The following is a 20,243-nucleotide window of genomic DNA, read 5'->3' as shown; positions in this document are numbered from 1 at the left end:
CTGCCGATGAAAACGTTTACAAAGCCGCTTGCACTGTCCCTGGCCCTGTCTGCCGCACTGGCCGCTCCAGCCTGGGCCGACCCCGCCGCCTTCACCGTGCTGACCCTGGAACAGGCGCCCAACGCCGAGGCGATGCCGGCCCTGGCCGCGCAGCTGAAGCGCCTGAAGGTGGACGCGGTGAGCGTGCGCCAGGTGCAGCGCGGCATCGGCCAGGTCGATCCGCTGCAGGTGCTGGCCGATGGCCTGGGCTATGAATACCGCTTCATCACCGCCGGCAAGGACGATGGCCAGACCCAGCGCGGCCAGGCCGTGCTGACGCGGCTGCCGATCGCCGCTGAATCCGGCCCCGACCGGCCGGGCCTGAACTATCTGCGCCTGGACGATGGCCGCCACACCGTCGCGGTCTATACCGACGCCGGCGCAGGTGCCGCGCAGCTGCCGGCGCTGGTCACCCGTTCGCGGCTGGGTGCACCGGCGGTGCTGCTCGGCGCGGTGGCCGGTGACTCGGCCAAGGCCGCAGGCTTCGATCCGGCGCGGGTGGCACTGGAAGCCGATGCCAGCTACTTCAGTGATGGCTTCCAGGCCGCCAGCAGCGCACCGTTCAAGGTGGAAGGCAGCAGCCTGCGTGCCACCCTGCTGACCCTGGCCTACGCTGCCGACAGGCACGGCGACGCACCGTGGATGGACACCACCCTCAACGCCGACGCGCGCGCCGCGCTGCTGCTGAAGGCGATGACCGAGGACGAGAAGTTCCAGATGCTGCACAGCTACTTCGGGCTGGGCAAGGACGGTGGCCCGCTGCCGGAAGGCGCGGTGGGTTCGGCCGGCTTCGTGCCGGGCGTGGCGCGCCTGGGCATTCCGTCGCAGCAGTCGGCCGATGCCGGTGTCGGCGTGACCAATCCCGGTGGCATCCGTCCGGGTGACTTCGCAACCGCCATGCCGTCGGGACCGTCCACCGCCTCCAGCTGGAACCGCGAAGTCGCCTTCGCCGGTGGCGCGACCATGGGCCGCGAGGCGTGGCAGCAGCGCTTCAACATCCTGTTGTCGGGCAGCGTCAACCTGCAGCGTGACCCGCGCAATGGCCGCAATTTCGAGTACGCCGGTGAAGATCCGCTGCTGGCCGGTTCGATGGTGGGCGCGTTGATCCAGGGTGTGCAGAGCCAGCACGTGATCTCCTCGATGAAGCACTTCGCGCTGAACGACATGGAGACCCGTCGCAACTTCCACGACGTGCGCATCGGCGAACAGGCCATGCACGAGTCGGATCTGCTGGCCTTCGAGATCGCGCTCGAAGCCGGCCGCCCGGGCGTGGCGATGTGCTCGTACAACAAGATCAACGGCACCTACGGCTGCGAGAACGGCTACCTGATGAACCAGGTGCTGAAGCAGGAATGGAAGTTCCCCGGTTTCGTGATGTCCGACTGGGGTGGCGTGCACAGTGGTTCGAAGGCGGCGCTGGCCGGCCTGGACCAGCAGTCGGCCGGTGAAGTGTTCGATGCGGCAGTGTTCTTCGATGAGCCGCTGCGCCTGGCCGTGCACGGTGGCGTGGTGCCGCAGGCGCGCCTGAACGACATGGTGGCGCGCATCCTGCGCACGATGTTCCTGCACGGCAACTTCGACAACCCGCCGCAGCACCAGAAGGTCGATGCCGAGGCCGGTTTTGCCGTGGCCCAGCGCACGGTGGAAGAAGGCAGCGTGCTGCTGCGCAATGAAGGCAACCTGTTGCCGCTGGCCGACACGGTGAAGCGCATCGTCATCATCGGTGGCCACGCCGACAAGGGCGTGATCGGTGGTGGTGGTTCGTCGATGGTGGGCGTGACCGCCAAGGGCACCAATGCGGTGCCGGGCGTGCTGCCGACCACCTGGCCGGGCCCGGTGATCTTCCACCCGTCCTCGCCGCTGGAATCGCTGCGTGCGGCGCGCCCGGACGCGACCATCGAGTACGTGGACGGCACCAACGCCGCTGCGGCGGCCAAGGCCGCAGCGCAGGCCGACGTCGCCGTCGTGTTCGCCACCCAGTGGGCGGCCGAATCGGTGGACCTGCCGGACATGCAGCTGCCGGACAACCAGGACGCGCTGATCTCGGCGGTGGCCAAGGCCAACCCGAAGACCGTGCTGGTGCTGGAAACCAACGGCCCGGTGCGCACGCCGTGGCTGGCGCAGGTGCCGGCGATGCTGCAGGCCTGGTACCCGGGCATCCGCGGTGGTGAAGGCATTGCTGCGCTGCTGACCGGCCAGGTCAATCCGTCCGGCCGCCTGCCGGTGACCTGGGTGGCGGACGAATCGCAGCTGCCGCGCCCGCACATCGACGGCCTTGGCTTCAAGCCGGCCAAGCCGTTCGGTGATGTGTTCGATTTCGATATCGAAGGCGCCAACGTCGGCTACAAGTGGATGGCGGCCAAGGGCCTGACCCCGACGTTCGCGTTCGGTCACGGCCTGTCCTACACCTCGTTCGCCTATGAAAACCTGAAGGTGAGCGTGGAAGGTTCGCGCCTGGTGGCCAGCGTCGACATCCGCAACACCGGCAAGCGCGCCGGTGCCGACGTGGCCCAGCTGTACCTGAAGCTGCCGGCCGGCAGCACCACGCCGATCCGCCTGATCGGCTATGACAAGGTGAGCCTGCAGCCGGGCGAACAGCGCCGCATCCGCATCGAAGCCGAGCCGAAGACCCTGGCGCACTACGATGCACAGGCCCGCCAGTGGAAGATCGACGGCGGCACCTATCAGGTGCAGCTGTCGCGCAATGCGGCCGAACCGTTGCAGACGGTGGACGTGCAGCTGGTGGAGCAGGTGCTGCGCTGATGCATGAAGACACGGCCCCGCAAGGGGCCGTGTTTGTTTGTGGGGTACCGCTGCGCTCGCCGGGCGTGGTCCGGCTCTACAGAAGGCCGCGCCCGGCGGACGCCGTCATCACCCGGGCGTGCCGGTGAACCACCCGCGCAGGAAATCAATCAGCTGCCGCACCTTCGGTGAGGGCTGCGTGCTGTGCGGATAGACCGCGCACACGCTCTGCTGCGGGAAGCGATGATGGCGCAGCACCGGACGCAGCCGGTCCAGGGCAAGGTCGTCCTCGATCAGCCAGCGCGGCAGCACGGTAACGCCGGCACCGGCCACGGCGAAAGCACGCAGGCTGCTGGCGCCATCCACGCGCACCACTGCATTGCCCGGATTGGTGGCGAACAGCGCGTCGCTGCCATCGGGGGCAACCACCGGCACATCGGCCAGGCGCGGATAGCCCAGGCGGGGCAAGGTGCCCAGCTGCACCGGGTCATCGGCCGCATCCGCGGTGGGCAGCCGGGCCAGCAGCACGGGCGCGGCCACCGCACACAACGGATGCCTTTCCAGTTCGATGGCGTGCAGCGCCGAGTCGGGCAGGCGGCCGAGACGGATCGCCAGGTCGAAGCGCTCGGGAATCAGGTCGGCCGGCGCCGGCGAGGTCGACAGGTGCAGCTGCAATGCCGGATGGCGCATGCGAAACGCCTCCAGTGCCGGAATCAGGCGCAGCTGCGCGTACTCCGGTGTGGTGGTCAGGCGCAGCACGCCCTGCAGCTGGTGCTGGTCGCGGCGCGCGGCATCGATGGCGGCCTGTGCAGCGTCCAACGCCTGCACACAGTGCTGCAGGAACTGCTCGCCGGCCTCGGTCAGCGCCAGGTGGCGGGTACTGCGCAGCAGCAGGGTCACGCCCAGCTCCTGCTCCAGCCGCTTGAGGTTGAAGCTGACCACCGCGCGGCTCAGGCCCAGGCGGTCGGCGGCTGCGGTCAAGCTGCCGGCCTCGACCACGGCACGGAAGATATCGAAGCGATCGAGGCTGACCATGATCATCCACTGTCAAAAACTATTTGACAGTGTTGCAGCTGCTGTCGTGTTTTTCCAACAAGGCCCGGCCGGCATGCTGGACGCTTCCCTGTTGGAGCGCCGTCGATGCCGTCCCCCGCCTGCGCCATGAGGCGATCTTCCTGCTGGTGTTTGCTCTGGACCTGGTCAACATGTTCATCGCCACGGTGGCCTATCCGGCGCTGGCCGCCGAACTGCACGCCGACATCGGCAGCCTGGCCTGGGTCGGCACCGCCTACATGCTCGGCCTGAGCGTGGTGATTCCACTGGCGCCCTGGCTGGCCGCACGCTGCGGCGAGCGGCGCCTGCTGCTGATGGCCTTGCTGTTGTTCGCGGGCGCCGCTGCGCTGGCGGGCGCCGCACCGGGTATCGGCTGGCTGCTGGGTTGGCGCTTGCTGCAGGGGCTGGCCGGTGGCCTGCTGATCCCGGTTGCGCAGGCAAGCGCCTATCGACACTGCACGCCCGAGCAACGTGGCGCGCTGACCCGACGCATCCTGCTGGTGGCGCTGCTGGTGCCGGCCCTGGCGCCGGCCCTGGGTGGCCTGCTGGTGCAGTGGCTGTCCTGGCGTGGCGTGCTCTGGGCCAGCCTGCCGTTGGCGGTGATGGCCATGGGTCTGGTGCTGGCCTGGATGCCGGCCGATGGTGAGCGCAGTGCGCCGCACCTGCAGGCCTATGCGCTGTCCACCGCGATGCTGGCGCTGGGCGCGTTGCTGCTGGCACTCACCTGGTTGGGCGAGCGTGACCATCGGGCTGCCGGTGCCGTACTGCTGCTGATCGCACTGCTGCTGGCGGCGGTTCACCTGCGGCATGCACGGCGGCAGGTGCATCCATTGCTGCGCTGGTCGCTGTTGTCCCAGCGTGGCCTGCGGCTGGCGATGCTGGTGTATCTGGCAGTGCCCGGCGTGTTCATCGGCAGCCAGCTGGCCAGCACCCTGCAGCTGCACCAGGCCGGTTACAGTGCCGCACGCATCGGCGCATTGATGCTGCCGTGGGCGCTGGCCTCGGCCGTCGCGATCACGGCCAGCAAGCACCTGTTGTCCCGCTTCGGCCCGGCCACGGTACTGCGCGCCGGCATGCTGCTTCAGGCCAGCGGCCTGCTGTTGATGGCGCTGCTGCCACAGCCGGCCTTCGCCTTGGCTGCACTGTTGTTCGCATTGATGGGCGCCGGCGGCAGCCTGTGCAGCAGCACCGCACAGACACTGGCGTTCCAGGGTGTCGAGGGTGAGGCGCTGGGCGACGCCAGTGCGTTGTGGAACCTCAACCGCCAGCTCAGCTTCTGCCTCGGCACTGCGGCCATCGCGCTGCTGCTGGCGCTGGCCATGCAGTGGTTGCCGGCAAGCGCCACCCGCGTGGCGCTGGGTCTGGCCGCCGCATTGACGCTGCTGCCGATGGCGCTGCTACGCCGCTCGCCTTCTGTTTCCCTTTCGCAACCCGAGAACACCTGATGGATACCACCGCAGAACATGAAATCCACCACCTGCACGACAAACTGCAGGCCTGGTTCCGTGCCGAGATGAGCGCCGATGCGCTGGAGAATCTGATGACGCACTTCTGTGCGGACTTCAGCATGGTCGGTATCGCCGGGCGACGGCTGGACCGCGATGCGGTGCAGGCATTGTTCGCCGGCGCCCATGGCGCGCGACCGGGGTTGCAGATCGCCATCGAGGCCGTGCAGGCCGTGGACGCGCCACTGCCGCTGGCGGTGCTGCGCTATCGCGAAGGCCATTCGATCGATGGCGGCAACCCCGCATGGCGGGAGTCGCTGGCGGTGCTGCGCCAGGAACAGGGGCGCTGGTGCTGGCTGGCGCTGCATGAAGTGATGGCGGCCTGATGTTGTAGAGCCGAGCCCACGCTCGGCTGCTCTTCGGGGAGGTTGCAGTGGCCCCAGCCGAGCGTGGGCTCGGCTCTACAACGGCCAGACCAGTGCGTGCCCGTCGGGCAGCACATGTGCCATCAGTCCTGCCTGCATCCACCGCAGAATGCAAAGCCCGCACACACTTCACGGCCCAGGGCAGGAGTACGCTGGGGCCTTTCCTGCCGGAAGGGGTTGTCCATGCGTGTGCGTGCCGTTGCTCTAGCCATCGCCCTTTGCCTGTCCAGCAGCGTGCTGGCCGCCGATACACCGCCGATGACCCCGGACGTCAGCGGCATGCCCTTCGTCGCCCCCGATGTCGGCCGCGACTACGACAAGCGCGTGGTGATGGTGCCCATGCGTGATGGCACCAAGCTGTACACGGTGATCGTGGTGCCCAAGGGTGCCCGCAACGCGCCGATCCTGCTGACCCGTACGCCCTACGACGCTGCCGGCCGTGCCAACCGCAGCGACTCGCCGCGCATGCGCGACCTGCTGCCGCAGGGCGATGAGGTGTTCGTCGATGGCGGCTACATCCGCGTGTTCCAGGACATTCGTGGCAAGTACGGCTCCGAGGGCGATTACGTGATGACCCGGCCCTTGCGCGGGCCACTGAACAACACCCCGGTCGACCATTCCACCGACGCCTGGGACACCATCGACTGGCTGGTGAAGCACGTGCCGGAGAGCAACGGCAAGGTCGGCATGCTCGGTTCGTCGTATGAAGGCTTCACCGTGGTGATGGCGCTGACCGATCCGCATCCGGCGCTGAAGGTGGCCGCGCCGCAGAGCCCGATGGTCGACGGCTGGATGGGTGACGACTGGCTCAACTACGGCGCCTTCCGCCAGGTCAACTTCAATTACTTCGCGATGCAGACCGAGAAGCGCGGCAAGGGCACGCCGCTGCCCAGCCTCGGCTACGACGACTACAGCACCTTCCTGCGCATCGGGTCGGCCGGCGATTATGCGCGCTTTACCGGCGTGGACCAGCTGACCTGGTGGAAGAAGCTGGTCGAGCACCCTGCCTACGACGCCTTCTGGCAGGGCCAGGCGCTGGATGCGGTGATGGCGAAGACGCCGCTGAAGGTGCCGACCATGTGGCTGCAGGGCCTGTGGGACCAGGAGGACATGTGGGGCGCCAACCATGCCTACCAGGCGATGGAAGGGCGCGACAGCGGCAACAACCGCAACTACCTGGTGATGGGCCCGTGGCGGCACAGCCAGGTGAACTACAGTGCCAGTGAACTGGGGGCGCTGAAGTTCGACGGCGATACCGCGCTGCAGTTCCGTCGTGATGTGCTCAAGCCGTTCTTCGACCAGTACCTGGTGGACGGTGCGCCGAAGGCCGATACGCCCCCGGTGCTGATCTACAACACCGGCGAAAACCATTGGGACCGCTTGAAGGGTTGGCCGCGCAGCTGCGACAAGGACTGTGCGGCCAGCAGCAAGCCGCTGTACCTGCGTGCCGGCGGCAAGCTGGCATTCCAGGCACCGGCGGCGGGCGAGGGCGACTTCGAGGAATACGTGTCCGACCCGGCCAAGCCGGTGCCGTTCGTGCCGCGCCCGGTGCGTTTTGGCGACCGTGACATGTGGACGACCTGGCTGGTCAAGGACCAGCGCTTCGTCGATGGCCGACCCGACGTGCTGACCTTCATCACCGAACCGTTGACCGCGCCGCTGCGCATCGGTGGCGCGCCGGTGGTGCACCTGCAGGCCTCGACCAGTGGCACCGACAGCGACTGGGTGGTGAAGCTGATCGACGTGTATCCGGACCAGGAAGCATCCACACCGGAGATGGGTGGCTATGAGCTGCCGGTGTCGCTGGCGATCTTCCGCGGCCGCTACCGCGAGAGCTTCAGTGATCCCAAGCCGCTGGCCGCCAACCAGGTGCTGCCGTACCGCTTCGACCTGCCCAACGCCAACCACACCTTCCAGAAGGGGCACCGGGTGATGGTGCAGGTGCAGTCCAGCCTGTTCCCGCTGTACGACCGCAACCCGCAGACCTATGTGCCGAACATCTACCTGGCCAAGCCGGGCGATTACCAGAAGGCCACGCAGCGGGTCTGGCACAGCGCGGCGCAGGCCAGTTACATCGATCTGCCGGTGTATTGAGGCACCGGGCCGTGCCCGGCTGATGCGAGGGTAGTGCCGGCCGCTGGCCGGCATCGACAATGGCACAGGAAGCGTGTCGACCAAGGTCGACACGCACCAGGGCGGGGCCAACGCAAGCCGATCGACGCGCCGCGATCCGGTAGTGCCGGCCGCTGGCCGGCATCGGCAACGGCAACGGCAACGGCACAGGAAGCCTGTCGACCAAGGTCGACACCTACCAGGTCAGGTCCGCGTTTACCCGACCTTCGACGGACCCGTGCGCCAGCGGCTGGGCACCAGCCCGAAGCGCTTGCGGAAGGCGGCGGCGAAATTGCTGGGATGGCGGTAGCCACTGGCCGCGGCCGCCTGCTCGACGGTCCAGCCCTCTTCGCGCAGGCCCTGCTCGGCATGGCGCATGCGCTGCTCGTGCAGGTAGTCGAACACCGAGCTTCCATACTGCTGGGCGAAGTGGCGGCGCAGCGAGCTCGGACTCATGCACGCCAGCTGCGCCAGTTCGACCAGGCTGTGGGCATGGCTGGGGTCATCGTGCAGGTAAGCGCGTACGCGCTCCAGGCGCTCGCGCTGCCCGGCACGCAGCGTACGTACCTGCTCGGTCTGCAGATCCTCGGCCTGCAGGCCGACTGCCAGCAGCTGCAGCGCCACGCCTTCGCGCCACAGCGCGTCGATGCCGTCCTGCCACGGGCTGTCGAACAGCTGTCCCAGCACGGGCAGCAAGGTGTGCGGAATGGCCCAGTGGCGGCATTCCAGATGCGCGTTGAGCGCGCTCTCCAGCTGCGGCAGCTGGAACAGTTCCGGATCGAGCTGGCTGGGCACCATCACGCTGACCCCGCGCATGCGCGTTTCACCGGGATGCGCACCGGTCATCTCGATCTGCTCGCGATGGTGTGCGGTCATCGCGGTGCCAGCGCGCAGGGTGAATCCTGCACGTCGCGGGATACGCACGTCGACCTGGCCCTGCAGCATCACGCGGATCACCAGCCCCGGGCTCTGCTGCGCGGTAGCCACATACGGGAACCGGTTATGGACGTCGGACGCGATCAGGCTCATGCCACCGCGCAGGAACTGTTCGTTGACCTCGCCGCGACCGGCCCACTGGTCATCGCGCAGGTGTTCGGGGTCGGCGCGGTAGTCGAAGCCGTGACGTTGGCCGAAACGGCGGTAATCGGCAAAGGTGAAGTATCGGGACATCGCTCGGCACGTGCTCTGGAGGTGGACACTGGCGGTGCCTTGCGCGGGGCGCCGCACTGCGGGTGCTGCGCCGGTGCTCGTGCGTGCAGCCGCGCGGTGGCGACGGCACTGTGGAGGGCTGGGAAAGCGCCAGATGGGAAGTGTGTGTCGAAGAAGCTGGAAACGTTTCCCATTGTCGCCGCGATTCGCGCGCTTTTGATTCCAATATGGTCAAACCGATTGATGATTACGGCCAAAGTGAATTCGCCGTTGAGCATACGCGGGCGTTTTGCCTGCATATCCGTACGTATATCCATACATCAACCGAAGTTGAGGTTGCACGGCTGGAACGATCGGATGCGGACACGATGTCAGCCGGCTCGTCACAGCGACGGGCGTAGCGTGGCGGATTGGCGGCTGCGCGCCGCATCGCTATCCCCCAACGATGGAGAACGTAGATGATCGATTACCAGCTCAGTGGCAAGACCGCGATCGTGACCGGCGGTGTATCCGGTATCGGCCTGGCGGTGGCACAGACGCTGGCTGCGTCCGGCGCCCGCATTTCGGTCTGGGACCTGAAACAGGACGCGGTGGATGCCACCGTCGCGCAGCTGCAGGCGTGCGGCGCGAAGGCGATCGGTGTGGCGCTGGACGTCACCGATGATGCGGCGGTGCAGGCCGCAGTGCAGCGCACGGTGAAGGAACTCGGCGGTGTGCATATCGCGGTCAACAACGCCGGCATCAGTGGGCCGGCCGCCAGCAGCGGCGACTACCCGGTGGATGCCTGGCAGCGGGTGATCGATGTGAACCTGACCAGCGTGTTCCTGTGCCAGCGGGCGCAGATCCAGGCGATGCGCACGGCCGGCAGCGGTGGCAGCATCATCAACATGGCCTCGATCCTGGGCCAGGTCGGCTATGCCGGTTCCACCGCCTACGTGGCGGCCAAGCACGGGGTGGTCGGCCTGACCCAGACCGCGGCGTGGGAGCACGCGGCCGACGGCATCCGGGTGAACGCAGTCGGCCCGGGCTTCATCAGTACGCCGCTGCTGGAGAAGATGGACGCGAAGGTGCGCGCAACGCTGGAAGCGCGCCACGCGCTGAAGCGGCTGGGCACCGCCGAGGAAGTGGCGGCACTGGTGGCCTGGCTGGCCAGCGACGAGGCTTCCTTCGCGACCGGAACCTACTACGCCATCGATGGTGGCTACCTGGCGCAGTGACCGGAACCTACTACGCCAGCGATGGTGGCTACCTGGCGCAGTGATGCGTTGAGCTGCGGTGGCGTCGGCGATGACCCGGCGCTTCCGGGTGAACGGACCGTGGTGCCGCCTTCACCACCGTCCCACGCCGATCGCGCAAGTCTTCCGGAAACTTCCGGAGGCCGCATGGAACTGTCCCAGGACTTCTCGATCCTGCTGCGCGTGGCAACGGCGATGCTGTTCGGCGGCGTGCTCGGCATCGAACGCGAGATGGGCAAGCACGCCGCCGGCCTGCGCACGCACATGCTGATCGCCGGTGCTGCGGCGCTGATCGTCGGGCTGGGCGATTCGGTGGCCGAGCACTTCCAGCAGGAGCGCTACCGCGACCTGCTGCAGGTCGACCCGGTACGCCTGATCGAGGCGGTAGTGGCCTGCGTGGGCTTTGTGGCGGCCGGCACCATCCTGCGCGGCTCGCGCGAGGACCAGGTGAGCGGATTGACCACCGCCAGTTCGCTGGTGATGGCCGCCGCCATCGGCATTGCCGTGGGCATCGGCAAGTATGTGATTGCCATCGGGGTCAGCGTGCTGTGTGTGCTGGTGCTGGCGGTGATGCGGCGGGTGGAGAAGAAGATCTGACGCGCTGTGGGGTCGGAGCCCACGCGGGGATCCGACCCTCAGGCTGCCAAATGGTACGACCAATATCGCAACTAGCCCTATGGTCTAATAGGCTCTTCATCGGAATGGCGGTTCAATTCGCCGCAAGCGGTCCGATCATCGTCATTAATGGTAATACCAATAGTGACGGGCCGTGGCGATCCATCCTTCGGGGTGGAGCACATCCCGCCCCCAGTCGAGAGCCTCCATGCAGCCCTGGCAACACCTGTACGACCCCGCTGGCAACCTGTGGTTGTCGAGCCTGATCGCGCTGCTGCCGATCGCATTCTTCTTCGTCGCCCTGGCCGTGCTGCGCATGAAGGGCTGGCTGGTCGGCACGATCACCGTGGCCATCGCCCTTGGCGTGGCGCTGCTGTTCTACCGCATGCCGCTGACCCAGGCGCTGGGCGCGGCCGGCTTCGGTTTCGTCTATGGGCTGTGGCCGATCGCCTGGATCATCATCGGCGCGGTGTTCCTGTACAAGGTCTCGGTCAAGACCGGGCAGTTCGACATCATCCGCGCCTCGATCCTGTCGGTCACCGAAGATCAGCGCCTGCAGATGCTGATGGTCGGCTTTGCCTTCGGTGCCTTCCTGGAAGGTGCGGCCGGTTTCGGCGCACCGGTGGCGATCACTGCGGCACTGCTGGTCGGGCTGGGCTTCAAGCCGCTGTATGCGGCCGGACTGTGCCTGATCGTCAACACCGCGCCGGTGGCCTTTGGTGCGATGGGCATTCCGATCATCGTGGCTGGGCAGGTCACGGGCCTGGATGCGTTCGAGATCGGGCAGATGGCCGGTCGCCAGCTGCCGTTCCTTACGATCATCGTGCTGTTCTGGATCATGGCGATCATGGATGGCTGGCGCGGCATCAAGGAGACCTGGCCGGCGGTGCTGGTGGCGGGTGGCTCGTTCGCCATCGCGCAGTACCTGACCTCCAACTTCATCGGTCCGGAACTGCCGGACATCACCGCTTCGCTGGCGTCGCTGGTGTGCCTGACCCTGTTCCTGCGCCGCTGGAAGCCGGTGCGGATCTTCCGCTTCGACACCGAAACCAGTGCCGAAGCGGCTGCACAGGCATTGGAAGCGCCGCGCTACAGCGTCGGACAGATCGCCAAGGCGTGGTCGCCGTTCCTGATCCTCACCGCGATGGTCACCCTGTGGAGCATCAAGCCGTTCAAGACGCTGTTCGCGGCTGGCGGCCCGCTGGAGAACTGGGTGCTGAAGATTCCGGTGCCCGGCCTGGACCAGATGGTGCAGAAGATGCCGCCAATCGTGCCGGCGCCGCTGAGCTATGAAGCGATCTACAAGTTCGACTGGTTCTCGGCCACCGGTACCTCGATCATCCTGGCTGCGGTGATCGCCATCATCACCCTGCGCATGCCGGCCCGCTCGGCGCTGCAGACCTTCGGTGAAACCGTGCGCGAGCTGCGCATGCCGATCTATTCGATCGGCATGGTGCTGGCGTTCGCCTTCATCGCCAACTACTCGGGGCTGTCGGCCACACTGGCCCTGGCGCTGGCGCATACCGGCGATGCGTTCCCGTTCTTCTCGCCCTTCCTGGGCTGGCTGGGCGTGTTCCTGACCGGTTCGGACACCTCGTCCAACGCGCTGTTCTCGGCACTGCAGGCCACCACCGCGCAGCAGATCGGTGTGTCCGATGTGCTGCTGGTGGCGGCCAATACCACCGGCGGGGTGACCGGCAAGATGATCTCGCCGCAGTCGATCGCCATCGCCTGCGCAGCGGTGGGCCTGGCCGGCAAGGAATCGGACCTGTTCCGCTTCACGGTCAAGCACAGCCTGATCTTCACCACGATGGTCGGCCTGATCACCCTGGCCCAGGCCTACTGGCTGACCTGGATGATCCCCTGAGCCATGCCCGGCTGTCTGACCCCTCATTGCTCGCTTCAGGCCACAATGGCGCCATGAGCACGCAACGCATTTCGGACAAGGTGGCCGCGCAGCTGCGCGGCCTGGTGCAGGAACAACGGTTGCAGCCGGGCGACCGGTTGCCGGCCGAGCGCACGCTGGCGGTGCAGCTGGGGGTCTCGCGTACCGCGCTGCGCGAGGCCATCGCGCAGCTGGCCAGCCAGGGCCTGTTGACCGCCCGCGTGGGCGGCGGCACCTATGTGGCTGAGCCGGCAGCGCGGGCACGGCAGGCGCTGGACGAACCGCTGGCCCCGTACCTGCCGCTGTTCCAGGGCGACCCGGAATACCGCTTCGATGTGCTGGAGATCCGCCACGCGCTGGAAGGCGCCACCGCCTGGCATGCCGCATTGCGCGCCACCGACGAGGACCGCGCGCGCATCGCACACGCCTTCCAGACCATGATGGATGCGCACGGCAAGGACGATCCCAGCGGCGAGGCCGAGGCTGACGCGGCCTTCCACCTGTCCATTGCCGAAGCCTCGCACAACCTGGTGCTGCTGCAGGTGATGCGTGGCCTGTTCGAGCTGCTGCAGACCAACATCTCGCAGAGCCGCGAGAAGCTCTATACCTCGGCCAGGACCTTCTCGCCGCTGTCCGACCAGCACCGCGAGATGATGGATGCGGTCCTGGCCGGCGACCCCGAACGCGCGCGCGCCGCCGCGCATGCCCACCTCGAGTTCGTGCACACCACGCTGCGCACCCTCGATGACAACGAAGCCCGGCGCGCGCGGGCCTCGCGTCTACCCTCCCCACACGGTTGACCCCATGATCATCTCCGCCTCCACCGATTACCGTGCTGCCGCGCAACGCCGGCTGCCACCGTTCCTGTTCCACTACATCGATGGCGGCGCGTATGCCGAGCACACGCTGAAGCGCAACGTTTCCGACCTGTCCGACATCGCGCTGCGCCAGCGCGTCCTGCGCAACATGTCCGACCTGAGCCTGGAAACCCAGCTGTTCGGCGAAACGCTGGCGATGCCGGTGGCGCTGGGGCCGGTCGGCCTGACCGGTATGTATGCCCGGCGCGGCGAGGTACAGGCGGCCCGTGCGGCCGACAGCCGGGGTATTCCGTTCACCCTGTCCACGGTGTCGGTGTGCCCGATCGAGGAAGTGGCACCGGCGATCCAGCGCCCGATGTGGTTCCAGCTGTACGTGCTGCGTGATCGCGGCTTCATGCGCAATGCGCTGGAGCGCGCACAGGCCGCGGGCGTGACCACGTTGGTGTTCACCGTGGACATGCCGGTGCCGGGCGCGCGCTATCGTGACGCGCACTCGGGCATGAGTGGCCCGAACGCTTCGCTGCGCCGCATCGGCCAGGCCATCACCCACCCACAGTGGGCGTGGGACGTGGGCCTGCTGGGTCGCCCGCACGACCTCGGCAACATCTCCACTTACCGTGGCAACCCGACCGGGCTGGCGGACTACATCGGCTGGCTGGGCAGCAACTTCGATCCGTCCATTTCGTGGAAGGACCTGGAGTGGATCCGCGAGTTCTGGAAGGGCCCGATGGTGATCAAGGGCATCCTCGACCCGGATGATGCACGTGATGCGGTCAAGTTCGGTGCCGATGGCATCGTGGTCTCCAACCATGGCGGTCGCCAGCTCGATGGCGTGCTGTCGACTGCGCGCGCGCTGCCGGCGATCGCCGATGCGGTGCAGGGCGACCTGAAGATCCTGGCCGACTCCGGCATCCGCACCGGTCTGGACGTGGTGCGCATGCTGGCGTTGGGCGCCGACACCGTGCTGCTGGGCCGTGCCTTCGTCTACGCGCTCGCCGCACAGGGCGAGGCCGGCGTGGCCAACCTGCTGGACCTGATCGCCAAGGAAATGCGCGTGGCGATGACGCTGACCGGCGCACGCCGCATCGCCGACATCGGCCGCGATTCGCTGGTCAACCTGCCGTGAGCGACCCGCAGACCGTGCTGGCGCAGTTGCGCGATGCTGTTGGCCGTCACCACGTCCTGACCGGCGACAGGGCCACCCGCCGCTTCCGCCGCGGGTATCGCTTCGGTGAGGGCCCAGTGCTGGCCGTGGTGCGCCCGGGCACCTTGCTGGAACTGTGGCGCGTGCTGCAGGCGGCGGTGCAGGGTGGGGCGGCGATCATCCTGCAGGCGGCCAACACCGGTCTGACCGGCGGCTCGACCCCGGATGGCGACGACTATGGCCGTCCGATCGTGCTGGTCAGCACGTTGCGCCTGACCGGCATCCAGCTGTTGAACGAAGGCCGCCAGGTGCTGTGCCTGCCCGGTGCGACGCTGGACCGGCTGGAGCAGACACTGGCACCGCTCGGCCGCGAGCCGCATTCGGTGATCGGCTCGTCGTGCATCGGTGCGTCGGTGCTGGGTGGCATCTGCAACAACTCCGGTGGCGCGCTGGTGCGCCGTGGTCCGGCGTATACCGAACTGGCGCTGTACGCGCAGGTCGACGCGCAGGGCCGGTTGCAGCTGGTCAACCATCTGGGTATTGCGCTGGGTGACACGCCCGAGCAGATCCTGCAGCGCCTGCAGGCCGGTGACTACACGGCCGCCGACGTGGGCGATGGCGCCGGTCGTGCCGCTTCCGATCCGCGCTACGCCGAGGAAGTACGGCGGATCGATGCTGATACCCCGGCACGCTTCAATGCTGATCCCAGCCGTCACTTCGAGGCGGCCGGTTCGGCTGGCAAGCTTGCGGTGTTCGCGGTGCGCCTGGACACCTTCGAGAAGGAAGCCGCCGAAGTCTTCTACATCGGCAGCAACCGCACCGACAGCCTGACCGCGATCCGTCGCCAGCTGCTGACCGGCTTCGAGCGCCTGCCGATTGCCGGCGAATACATCCACCGCGATGCGTATGACATCGGCGAACGCTACGGCAAGGACAGCTTCCTGCTGATCAATCACCTCGGCACCGCGCGTGTGCCGGCCGCGTTCGCGCTGAAGAGCCGCGTCGATGGCTGGTTCGAGCGGTTGGGCCTGCGCGGGGTGACCGACCGGGTGATGCAGGGGTTGACCGGCCTGCTGCCCTCGCATCTGCCCGCGCGCATGGGCGAATTCCGCCAGCGCTATGAGCATCACCTGCTGCTGAAGGTGTCCGCGCAGGACGCGGCGCAGACCGAAGCCTGGCTGCGCGACTTCTTTGCTGATCACGAAGGCAGCTATTTCCACTGCACGGCCGAGGAAGGGCGCAAGGCGTTCCTGCATCGCTTCGCGGTGGCCGGTGCCGCCGTGCGTTATCGCGAAGTGCACCGCGCACAGGTGCAGGACATCGTCGCGCTGGACATCGCGCTGCGCCGCGACGACGCCGACTGGTTCGAGCAGCTGCCTGCCGACATCGACAACCGACTGCTGCACAAGCTGTACTACGGGCACTTCCTGTGCCACGTGTTCCACCAGGACTACATCGCGCGCAAGGGTGAAGACCCGATGGCGATCGAGCACGCGATGTGGGCCTTGTTGGACCAGCGCGGCGCAGAGTATCCGGCCGAGCACAATGTCGGCCACCTGTATCCGGCCAAGCCGGCGCTGGCCGCGTTCTACCGGCAGCTGGACCCGAGCAACACCTTCAACCCTGGCATCGGCCAGACGTCGAAGGCGAAGGGCTGGGGTGGCTGCGACTGCGGCTAGACAACCGATCCGCGTAGCGTCGAGCTTGCTCGACGGCTTCGTTTGCCGTATTCCATGCAGTCGAGCGAGCTCGACTCTACGGGGAGCGGTTACCATCGTGATTCCACGAGCAGGAATCTCATTCATGCGCACGATCGTCGCCCGCACGGCCCTGTGCGCGGCTCTGCTGGCTACTCCGCTGCTGGCGCTGGCTCAGGCTTCGATCCTGCCGCAGCAGCGCGATGCTGCCGGCAACGTGATGGAGCCACTGGGGCAGGTGCTCGATGCCACCGGCATGCGCAGCTGCACCAGTGACGGCGCATGGTGCGTGCGCGTGCAGCCGGTGGCCAGCGATGGTGACCGGCCCACGACGCTTGAGGTGCAGGAGCGGGTGCCGGGCCAGCCGTCTCCGCACGTCTACCACGTGAGCATCGCGGTGCCAGCGGAGAGCGAGCTGTCGCTGTGGCCCTGGATCGTGCGGCTGGCGCCAGGGGTGGGTGCCGATGCGCCCGTGCAGGATCCACAGCAGCGCGCACGGCAGAACGTGCTGGTCGGTGGCATCGTCAGATTCAGCACCATGTACTCCGGCGGCGGGGCCGATGCGTCCACCCTGCAGTTGGCACGGGTGCGCCACCTGGAGGACGACATCCAGGTTGATGATGACGTGCTGACCGTACCGTGGCTGGGCAACGCAATGATCCGCGCCTGCTTCAGCGAGCAGGACATCAAGCAGCGCGCGGGGGCCTGCCACGATGAGTATGGCTTCTCGGCGAAGCTGGGGTTGGACGTGGCCGCAGAGGGCATGCCGGTGCTGCGCTATCAGACCGTCGCAACACGGTTCCCGGCTGGCGTCTCACGCTTCGAGGATTCGCTGGCGAAGGGCCCGCTGAAGAAAAAGGACCTGCGCACCGAGCAGGACGCGGCGTGCAGTTATACGCGTCTTTTCCGCTTCAGCGATGGGATGTTCCACCCCGACCAGGCGCTGCCGGACTGCGCCGGGTATACCGAACCCTGAGATGTAGAGTCGAGCTTGCTCGACTGACATTCCGTGCGGACTGACCGGAGAGCAGTCGAGCATGGCTCGACTCTACAAAAGCCGTCTGCGGCGCTTACTCGCAGCGGGTGGCGGTGATGATGTTGTCCTTGTCCACGTACACCCGCAGACGATCCTGGCGGATGTCCTTGGTGGTGATGGTGCTGGGGCCGATCGGGTTGACCAGGCCGGCACCACTCTCACTGGAGAGACGGCGGATGTTGGGTTCGTTGGCCGGCTGGCCGATCGCCCACCCCAGCTGGCTGGCGTCGCAGCGGCCGGTACCCTTCACTTCCGGGCCCGGCGTGCTGACACAGGCGGCCAGCAGCAGGGGAGTGACGAGGGCACCAAGGGCCAGACGGGCAGGGGAGAATCGGGTCATCGGAGCGGCTCCAGGGAACATGATGGCGCCACCATAGCACCCTGCCTGTGGCGACGGCATGCGTTGGATCAAGGCGTGGCAGTCAACGTGCGCAGGCGTTCGTTACCGTACAACGGCCACAGGGCTCGTGGCGATTCGTCAGTCGCCTTGGGCCTGGCAGGCCGCGGCCAGATTCAGTCCGGCCGGTCCACGATACTTCGCCGTCCTGGGATCGAAGGTCAGCTGGATCTTTTCGGTGCGAACCGCATCACCTCGGCCCAGCGGGCAGTTCCTCGTCGCTTCCAGAACCGGCCACGTGGCATGCGGCATGGCCGGAGCGGTCAGTGTCGTGAACTTTCCTTCCAGAAGACGGATGTAGGTTCCGTCCTTGCATTGGGCCAGGACCAGCTTGTCGGTCACGTCGATATCGCCATAACTGCTGCCGAAGTAGGTCAGGATGGCATCCTTGCGCCCATCCTTGTTCAGATCCGGTGTGTCGCTCAGCGATGTTTTTCCCTGCTGGCCACTGTACGGGCAGCCTTCATCGTCGCCGGGCGGACAGGCGCTGACGTGCTTTCCTTCCAGAGGGAGCAGCTCGATCCGATCGTCGATGGCGACTGCGGCGCAGGCGCGGTCCAGGGTATCGGCGACAGGGGGCTTGGCTGCACAGGAGGCGGCCAGGCAAAGGCCGGCCAGCAGCGGGGCGGCTCGAAGAACGGAAGGCATCGTCATATTCCCGTGGTATCGAAGTGGAAGGAGCCGCGGCCATCACGCAATGCGCCCAGCTCGTTGTTGAGGGTGTAGTTGCGGCTGTTGCGCCCGGCATAGGTCGGCCAGTTGGCGAGACGATCCTGCGTGTCGTTGACGGTAAGCGCGTCGGTGAGAAGTTGCGCGGTGATCGCCTGCTCGTGTGCGTTGGTCCATTGCGCCGGTGCCGTCGCCCAGTTCAGCTGGGCATGGCCGTTGATGGCGCGGGTCAACGAATCCCTGACGCGGGCGCCGGTCACGTGGCCCGGACGGAAGATATGCCAGCGAAGCAGGATCGCGACCGACTTTTCCGAGGTGTAGATGTCACCCAGCGTTGCGTTGATGTGGACGGCTCCCACATTGACTGCAATGGGGGCTGAGCGGATGTCGCGGATGCGGAAGCGGACCATGTCCCACATCGCCTGCTGGAAGTTCGCGCAGGTGCGGCCGATCATGGCAAGTCGATAGAACCAGTGCCAGGTCTTGAAGTAGTTGGCCTCTACGGTCGCCCGGTCGACCATGGGCAGCTGGGCCAGGCCGGTCGCCGCCTGCGCAGGCTGCGTCTGTTCGTTGTGATGGCGGATCCAGCCGACATACTTGCGACCGGTGCGGTCCCAGAGCGGCCCCGTGTTGACGCCGGCCCAGGCCGTCGCCGGATAAAGACCCAGATTCCCGAGATAGCGCTGGTAGTCGGCCTGGTTGCGATGCAGGAAGTAGGCCAGGAAGCCAGGCAGCTCGCCATTGTCATAGCCGCCGGCAGGCATCAGGCCCATGGTCCAATGGCACGGGCCGAGAGAGACCAGGGCGTCATCGTAGGCGTTGATGCTGTCGAACATGCCCATGCATTCCTGCTCGGCCGTGGCGCGCACAACACGATAGGTGGACGCTGCGGCGCCGTTGGGTGTGGCGGCCAGGATTGCCGTGGTCGTCGCTGGACCGATCAGGCGTTCGGGCGTCATTTCCGCTTCGGCCCAGGTATGGTTGGGCACCTCGCTCATCGGGCCGCCGTAGGTCATGAACCGCGCGTAGCTGCCCAGCGACTGGTACTGGTCATCGCGGCGGCCGTTCGGAAGTGTGTAATGACCGGTGAAGTCCCTGCTGAACATCCGCACGCGCGCGACCACGCGATTGGCGGCATTGCGCACGGTGCCCTGCGTGATCTCGTCGAAGTTCCAGATATTGATGCCGTTGGTGAACGGTGTGGTGCGCTGGTTGTTGCCGGTGGCAACCTGCCATGCCTCGATGACCACCGGGCAGCGATAGTTGTTGCGTAGCCAGTGTTCCATCGCGGTGCGCGTGTCGGCATTCATCACGCCGCTGATCGGGCCGGTGTAGCGCGATCCGTTGGCGACCCGATCCAATGAGGCGACGTGATAGCTTTCCGGTGGATTGGAGTTGGGGCGCAGTCCCAGCGCCATCACTTCCGGTGCGGTCAAGCCTGCCTGGGGCTGCCAACCGTGCAGCCGTCCCTGGTTCAGTTGCGCGGCATTGGCCATGCTGGCGTAGATCTGGAACTCGCGTACCGCCCACTCGGTGCCGCGACCGAACCCACCATCGGGTGTGCCGACGAACATGAAGCCCAGGGTGCGCAGGTCCTGCTGGAGCTGGCGCACGTGCTGCGGAATCGCCAGCGTCGCCCCGCCCTGGTTCTGCGGCGTCTGCGCGTTGGCGGGCGTGGGTGGCGGCGGATTGTCGACGGCCCCCAGCGAGGCGGCCGGTTGTTTGCAGGCGTGCCGTCGTGGTCGCCTCGTTGCAGGTTGTGATTGCCGTAGATCATGCATC

16 protein-coding genes and 1 pseudogene are annotated in these 20,243 nt (G+C 67.0%); 11 read left to right on the top strand and 6 right to left on the bottom strand.

The annotated features are described in order from the left end of the window. Positions 1 to 6 precede the first annotated feature (6 nt). Positions 7 to 2,802: a beta-glucosidase gene (locus tag N4G47_RS11035; RefSeq protein ID WP_475287114.1), complete on the top strand. Its 2,796-nt coding sequence runs from the start codon at positions 7 to 9 to the stop codon at positions 2,800 to 2,802. 108 nt (positions 2,803 to 2,910) lie between these two features. Here N4G47_RS11035 and N4G47_RS11030 read toward each other — a convergent pair whose 3' ends face one another. After that, positions 2,911 to 3,816 carry a LysR family transcriptional regulator gene (locus tag N4G47_RS11030; RefSeq protein ID WP_475287112.1) on the bottom strand — a complete coding sequence of 302 codons (906 nt, stop codon included), beginning with the start codon at positions 3,814 to 3,816 and terminating at the stop codon, positions 2,911 to 2,913. Positions 3,817 to 3,935: 119 nt separating this feature from the next. Between N4G47_RS11030 and N4G47_RS11025 the strand changes: the two genes are divergently transcribed. From N4G47_RS11025 to N4G47_RS11015, 3 genes are all read left to right on the top strand, one after another. After that, entirely contained in the window at positions 3,936 to 5,279 is a 1,344-nt protein-coding gene (locus N4G47_RS11025; RefSeq protein WP_475289929.1) for an MFS transporter, read from the top strand. Continuing rightward, the gene (locus N4G47_RS11020) at positions 5,279 to 5,665 is read left to right on the top strand and encodes a DUF4440 domain-containing protein (RefSeq protein WP_475287110.1); all 387 of its coding nucleotides are present in this window, start codon (positions 5,279 to 5,281) and stop codon (positions 5,663 to 5,665) included. The genes N4G47_RS11025 and N4G47_RS11020 overlap by 1 nt, the downstream gene beginning before the upstream one ends. Positions 5,666 to 5,887: 222 nt before the next feature. Further along, positions 5,888 to 7,798 (top strand): CocE/NonD family hydrolase, encoded by a 1,911-nt coding sequence (locus N4G47_RS11015; RefSeq protein ID WP_475287108.1) that lies wholly within the window; start codon positions 5,888 to 5,890, stop codon positions 7,796 to 7,798. 234 nt (positions 7,799 to 8,032) lie between these two features. Here the strand turns inward: N4G47_RS11015 and N4G47_RS11010 are convergent, their stop codons facing one another. Further along, positions 8,033 to 8,986 (bottom strand): helix-turn-helix transcriptional regulator, encoded by a 954-nt coding sequence (locus tag N4G47_RS11010; RefSeq protein ID WP_475287106.1) that lies wholly within the window; start codon positions 8,984 to 8,986, stop codon positions 8,033 to 8,035. A gap of 437 nt (positions 8,987 to 9,423) precedes the next feature. Here N4G47_RS11010 and N4G47_RS11005 point away from each other — a divergent pair, with 437 nt between their 5' ends. The 7 genes from N4G47_RS11005 to N4G47_RS10975 all read left to right on the top strand — a co-directional run bounded on the left by N4G47_RS11005 (position 9,424) and on the right by N4G47_RS10975 (position 17,335). After that, positions 9,424 to 10,182, top strand: a complete 759-nt coding sequence (locus N4G47_RS11005) for an SDR family NAD(P)-dependent oxidoreductase (protein WP_475287104.1) — start codon at positions 9,424 to 9,426, stop codon at positions 10,180 to 10,182. Between the two features lie 165 nt (positions 10,183 to 10,347). Further along, complete coding sequence (locus N4G47_RS11000) at positions 10,348 to 10,797, top strand: MgtC/SapB family protein (protein WP_475287102.1); 450 nt, start codon at positions 10,348 to 10,350, stop codon at positions 10,795 to 10,797. Between the two features lie 226 nt (positions 10,798 to 11,023). Beyond that, complete coding sequence (gene lldP, locus N4G47_RS10995; protein ID WP_475287100.1) at positions 11,024 to 12,682, top strand: L-lactate permease; 1,659 nt, start codon at positions 11,024 to 11,026, stop codon at positions 12,680 to 12,682. Between the two features lie 53 nt (positions 12,683 to 12,735). Further along, positions 12,736 to 13,500: a transcriptional regulator LldR gene (lldR, locus tag N4G47_RS10990; protein WP_475287099.1), complete on the top strand. Its 765-nt coding sequence runs from the start codon at positions 12,736 to 12,738 to the stop codon at positions 13,498 to 13,500. Positions 13,501 to 13,504: 4 nt separating this feature from the next. Further along, positions 13,505 to 14,644 (top strand): FMN-dependent L-lactate dehydrogenase LldD, encoded by a 1,140-nt coding sequence (lldD, locus tag N4G47_RS10985; protein WP_475287097.1) that lies wholly within the window; start codon positions 13,505 to 13,507, stop codon positions 14,642 to 14,644. Then, positions 14,641 to 16,341, top strand: coding sequence for a D-lactate dehydrogenase (gene dld / locus N4G47_RS10980; protein WP_475287095.1), 1,701 nt, complete (start codon positions 14,641 to 14,643; stop codon positions 16,339 to 16,341). Before lldD ends, dld begins: the two co-directional genes overlap by 4 nt. A gap of 124 nt (positions 16,342 to 16,465) precedes the next feature. Continuing rightward, positions 16,466 to 17,335, top strand: a complete 870-nt coding sequence (locus N4G47_RS10975) for a hypothetical protein (protein WP_475287093.1) — start codon at positions 16,466 to 16,468, stop codon at positions 17,333 to 17,335. Positions 17,336 to 17,429: 94 nt separating this feature from the next. Here N4G47_RS10975 and N4G47_RS10970 read toward each other — a convergent pair whose 3' ends face one another. The 4 genes and pseudogenes from N4G47_RS10970 to N4G47_RS10955 all read right to left on the bottom strand — a co-directional run. Next, complete coding sequence (locus N4G47_RS10970; protein ID WP_475287091.1) at positions 17,430 to 17,735, bottom strand: hypothetical protein; 306 nt, start codon at positions 17,733 to 17,735, stop codon at positions 17,430 to 17,432. A 138-nt stretch (positions 17,736 to 17,873) separates the two neighbouring features. Then, the gene (locus tag N4G47_RS10965; RefSeq protein ID WP_475287090.1) at positions 17,874 to 18,440 is read right to left on the bottom strand and encodes a hypothetical protein; all 567 of its coding nucleotides are present in this window, start codon (positions 18,438 to 18,440) and stop codon (positions 17,874 to 17,876) included. Positions 18,441 to 18,442: 2 nt separating this feature from the next. After that, positions 18,443 to 19,957: a hypothetical protein gene (locus N4G47_RS10960; protein ID WP_279920124.1), complete on the bottom strand. Its 1,515-nt coding sequence runs from the start codon at positions 19,955 to 19,957 to the stop codon at positions 18,443 to 18,445. Positions 19,958 to 19,981: 24 nt separating this feature from the next. Next, positions 19,982 to 20,242: pseudogene (locus N4G47_RS10955) on the bottom strand (peptidoglycan-binding domain-containing protein); the annotation flags it as partial. Between the last annotated feature and the right edge of the window lies 1 nt (position 20,243).

Source organism: Stenotrophomonas sp. GSD10, from assembly GCF_056172695.1.
Note: the sequence above shows the minus strand (reverse complement) of the source record. Positions and strands in the feature narration are given on the sequence as shown.

What these genes read in the sequence shown, in the direction of transcription:
- N4G47_RS11035 (WP_475287114.1), top strand. Translation starts at nt 7, where the DNA reads ATGAAAACGTTTACAAAGCCGCTTGCACTGTCCCTGGCCCTGTCTGCC.
- N4G47_RS11030 (WP_475287112.1), bottom strand. Translation starts at nt 3,816, where the DNA reads ATGGTCAGCCTCGATCGCTTCGATATCTTCCGTGCCGTGGTCGAGGCC.
- N4G47_RS11020 (WP_475287110.1), top strand. Translation starts at nt 5,279, where the DNA reads ATGGATACCACCGCAGAACATGAAATCCACCACCTGCACGACAAACTG.
- N4G47_RS11015 (WP_475287108.1), top strand. Translation starts at nt 5,888, where the DNA reads ATGCGTGTGCGTGCCGTTGCTCTAGCCATCGCCCTTTGCCTGTCCAGC.
- N4G47_RS11010 (WP_475287106.1), bottom strand. Translation starts at nt 8,986, where the DNA reads ATGTCCCGATACTTCACCTTTGCCGATTACCGCCGTTTCGGCCAACGT.
- N4G47_RS11005 (WP_475287104.1), top strand. Translation starts at nt 9,424, where the DNA reads ATGATCGATTACCAGCTCAGTGGCAAGACCGCGATCGTGACCGGCGGT.
- N4G47_RS11000 (WP_475287102.1), top strand. Translation starts at nt 10,348, where the DNA reads ATGGAACTGTCCCAGGACTTCTCGATCCTGCTGCGCGTGGCAACGGCG.
- lldP (WP_475287100.1), top strand. Translation starts at nt 11,024, where the DNA reads ATGCAGCCCTGGCAACACCTGTACGACCCCGCTGGCAACCTGTGGTTG.
- lldR (WP_475287099.1), top strand. Translation starts at nt 12,736, where the DNA reads ATGAGCACGCAACGCATTTCGGACAAGGTGGCCGCGCAGCTGCGCGGC.
- lldD (WP_475287097.1), top strand. Translation starts at nt 13,505, where the DNA reads ATGATCATCTCCGCCTCCACCGATTACCGTGCTGCCGCGCAACGCCGG.
- N4G47_RS10975 (WP_475287093.1), top strand. Translation starts at nt 16,466, where the DNA reads ATGCGCACGATCGTCGCCCGCACGGCCCTGTGCGCGGCTCTGCTGGCT.
- N4G47_RS10970 (WP_475287091.1), bottom strand. Translation starts at nt 17,735, where the DNA reads ATGACCCGATTCTCCCCTGCCCGTCTGGCCCTTGGTGCCCTCGTCACT.
- N4G47_RS10965 (WP_475287090.1), bottom strand. Translation starts at nt 18,440, where the DNA reads ATGCCTTCCGTTCTTCGAGCCGCCCCGCTGCTGGCCGGCCTTTGCCTG.
- N4G47_RS10960 (WP_279920124.1), bottom strand. Translation starts at nt 19,957, where the DNA reads ATGGCCAATGCCGCGCAACTGAACCAGGGACGGCTGCACGGTTGGCAG.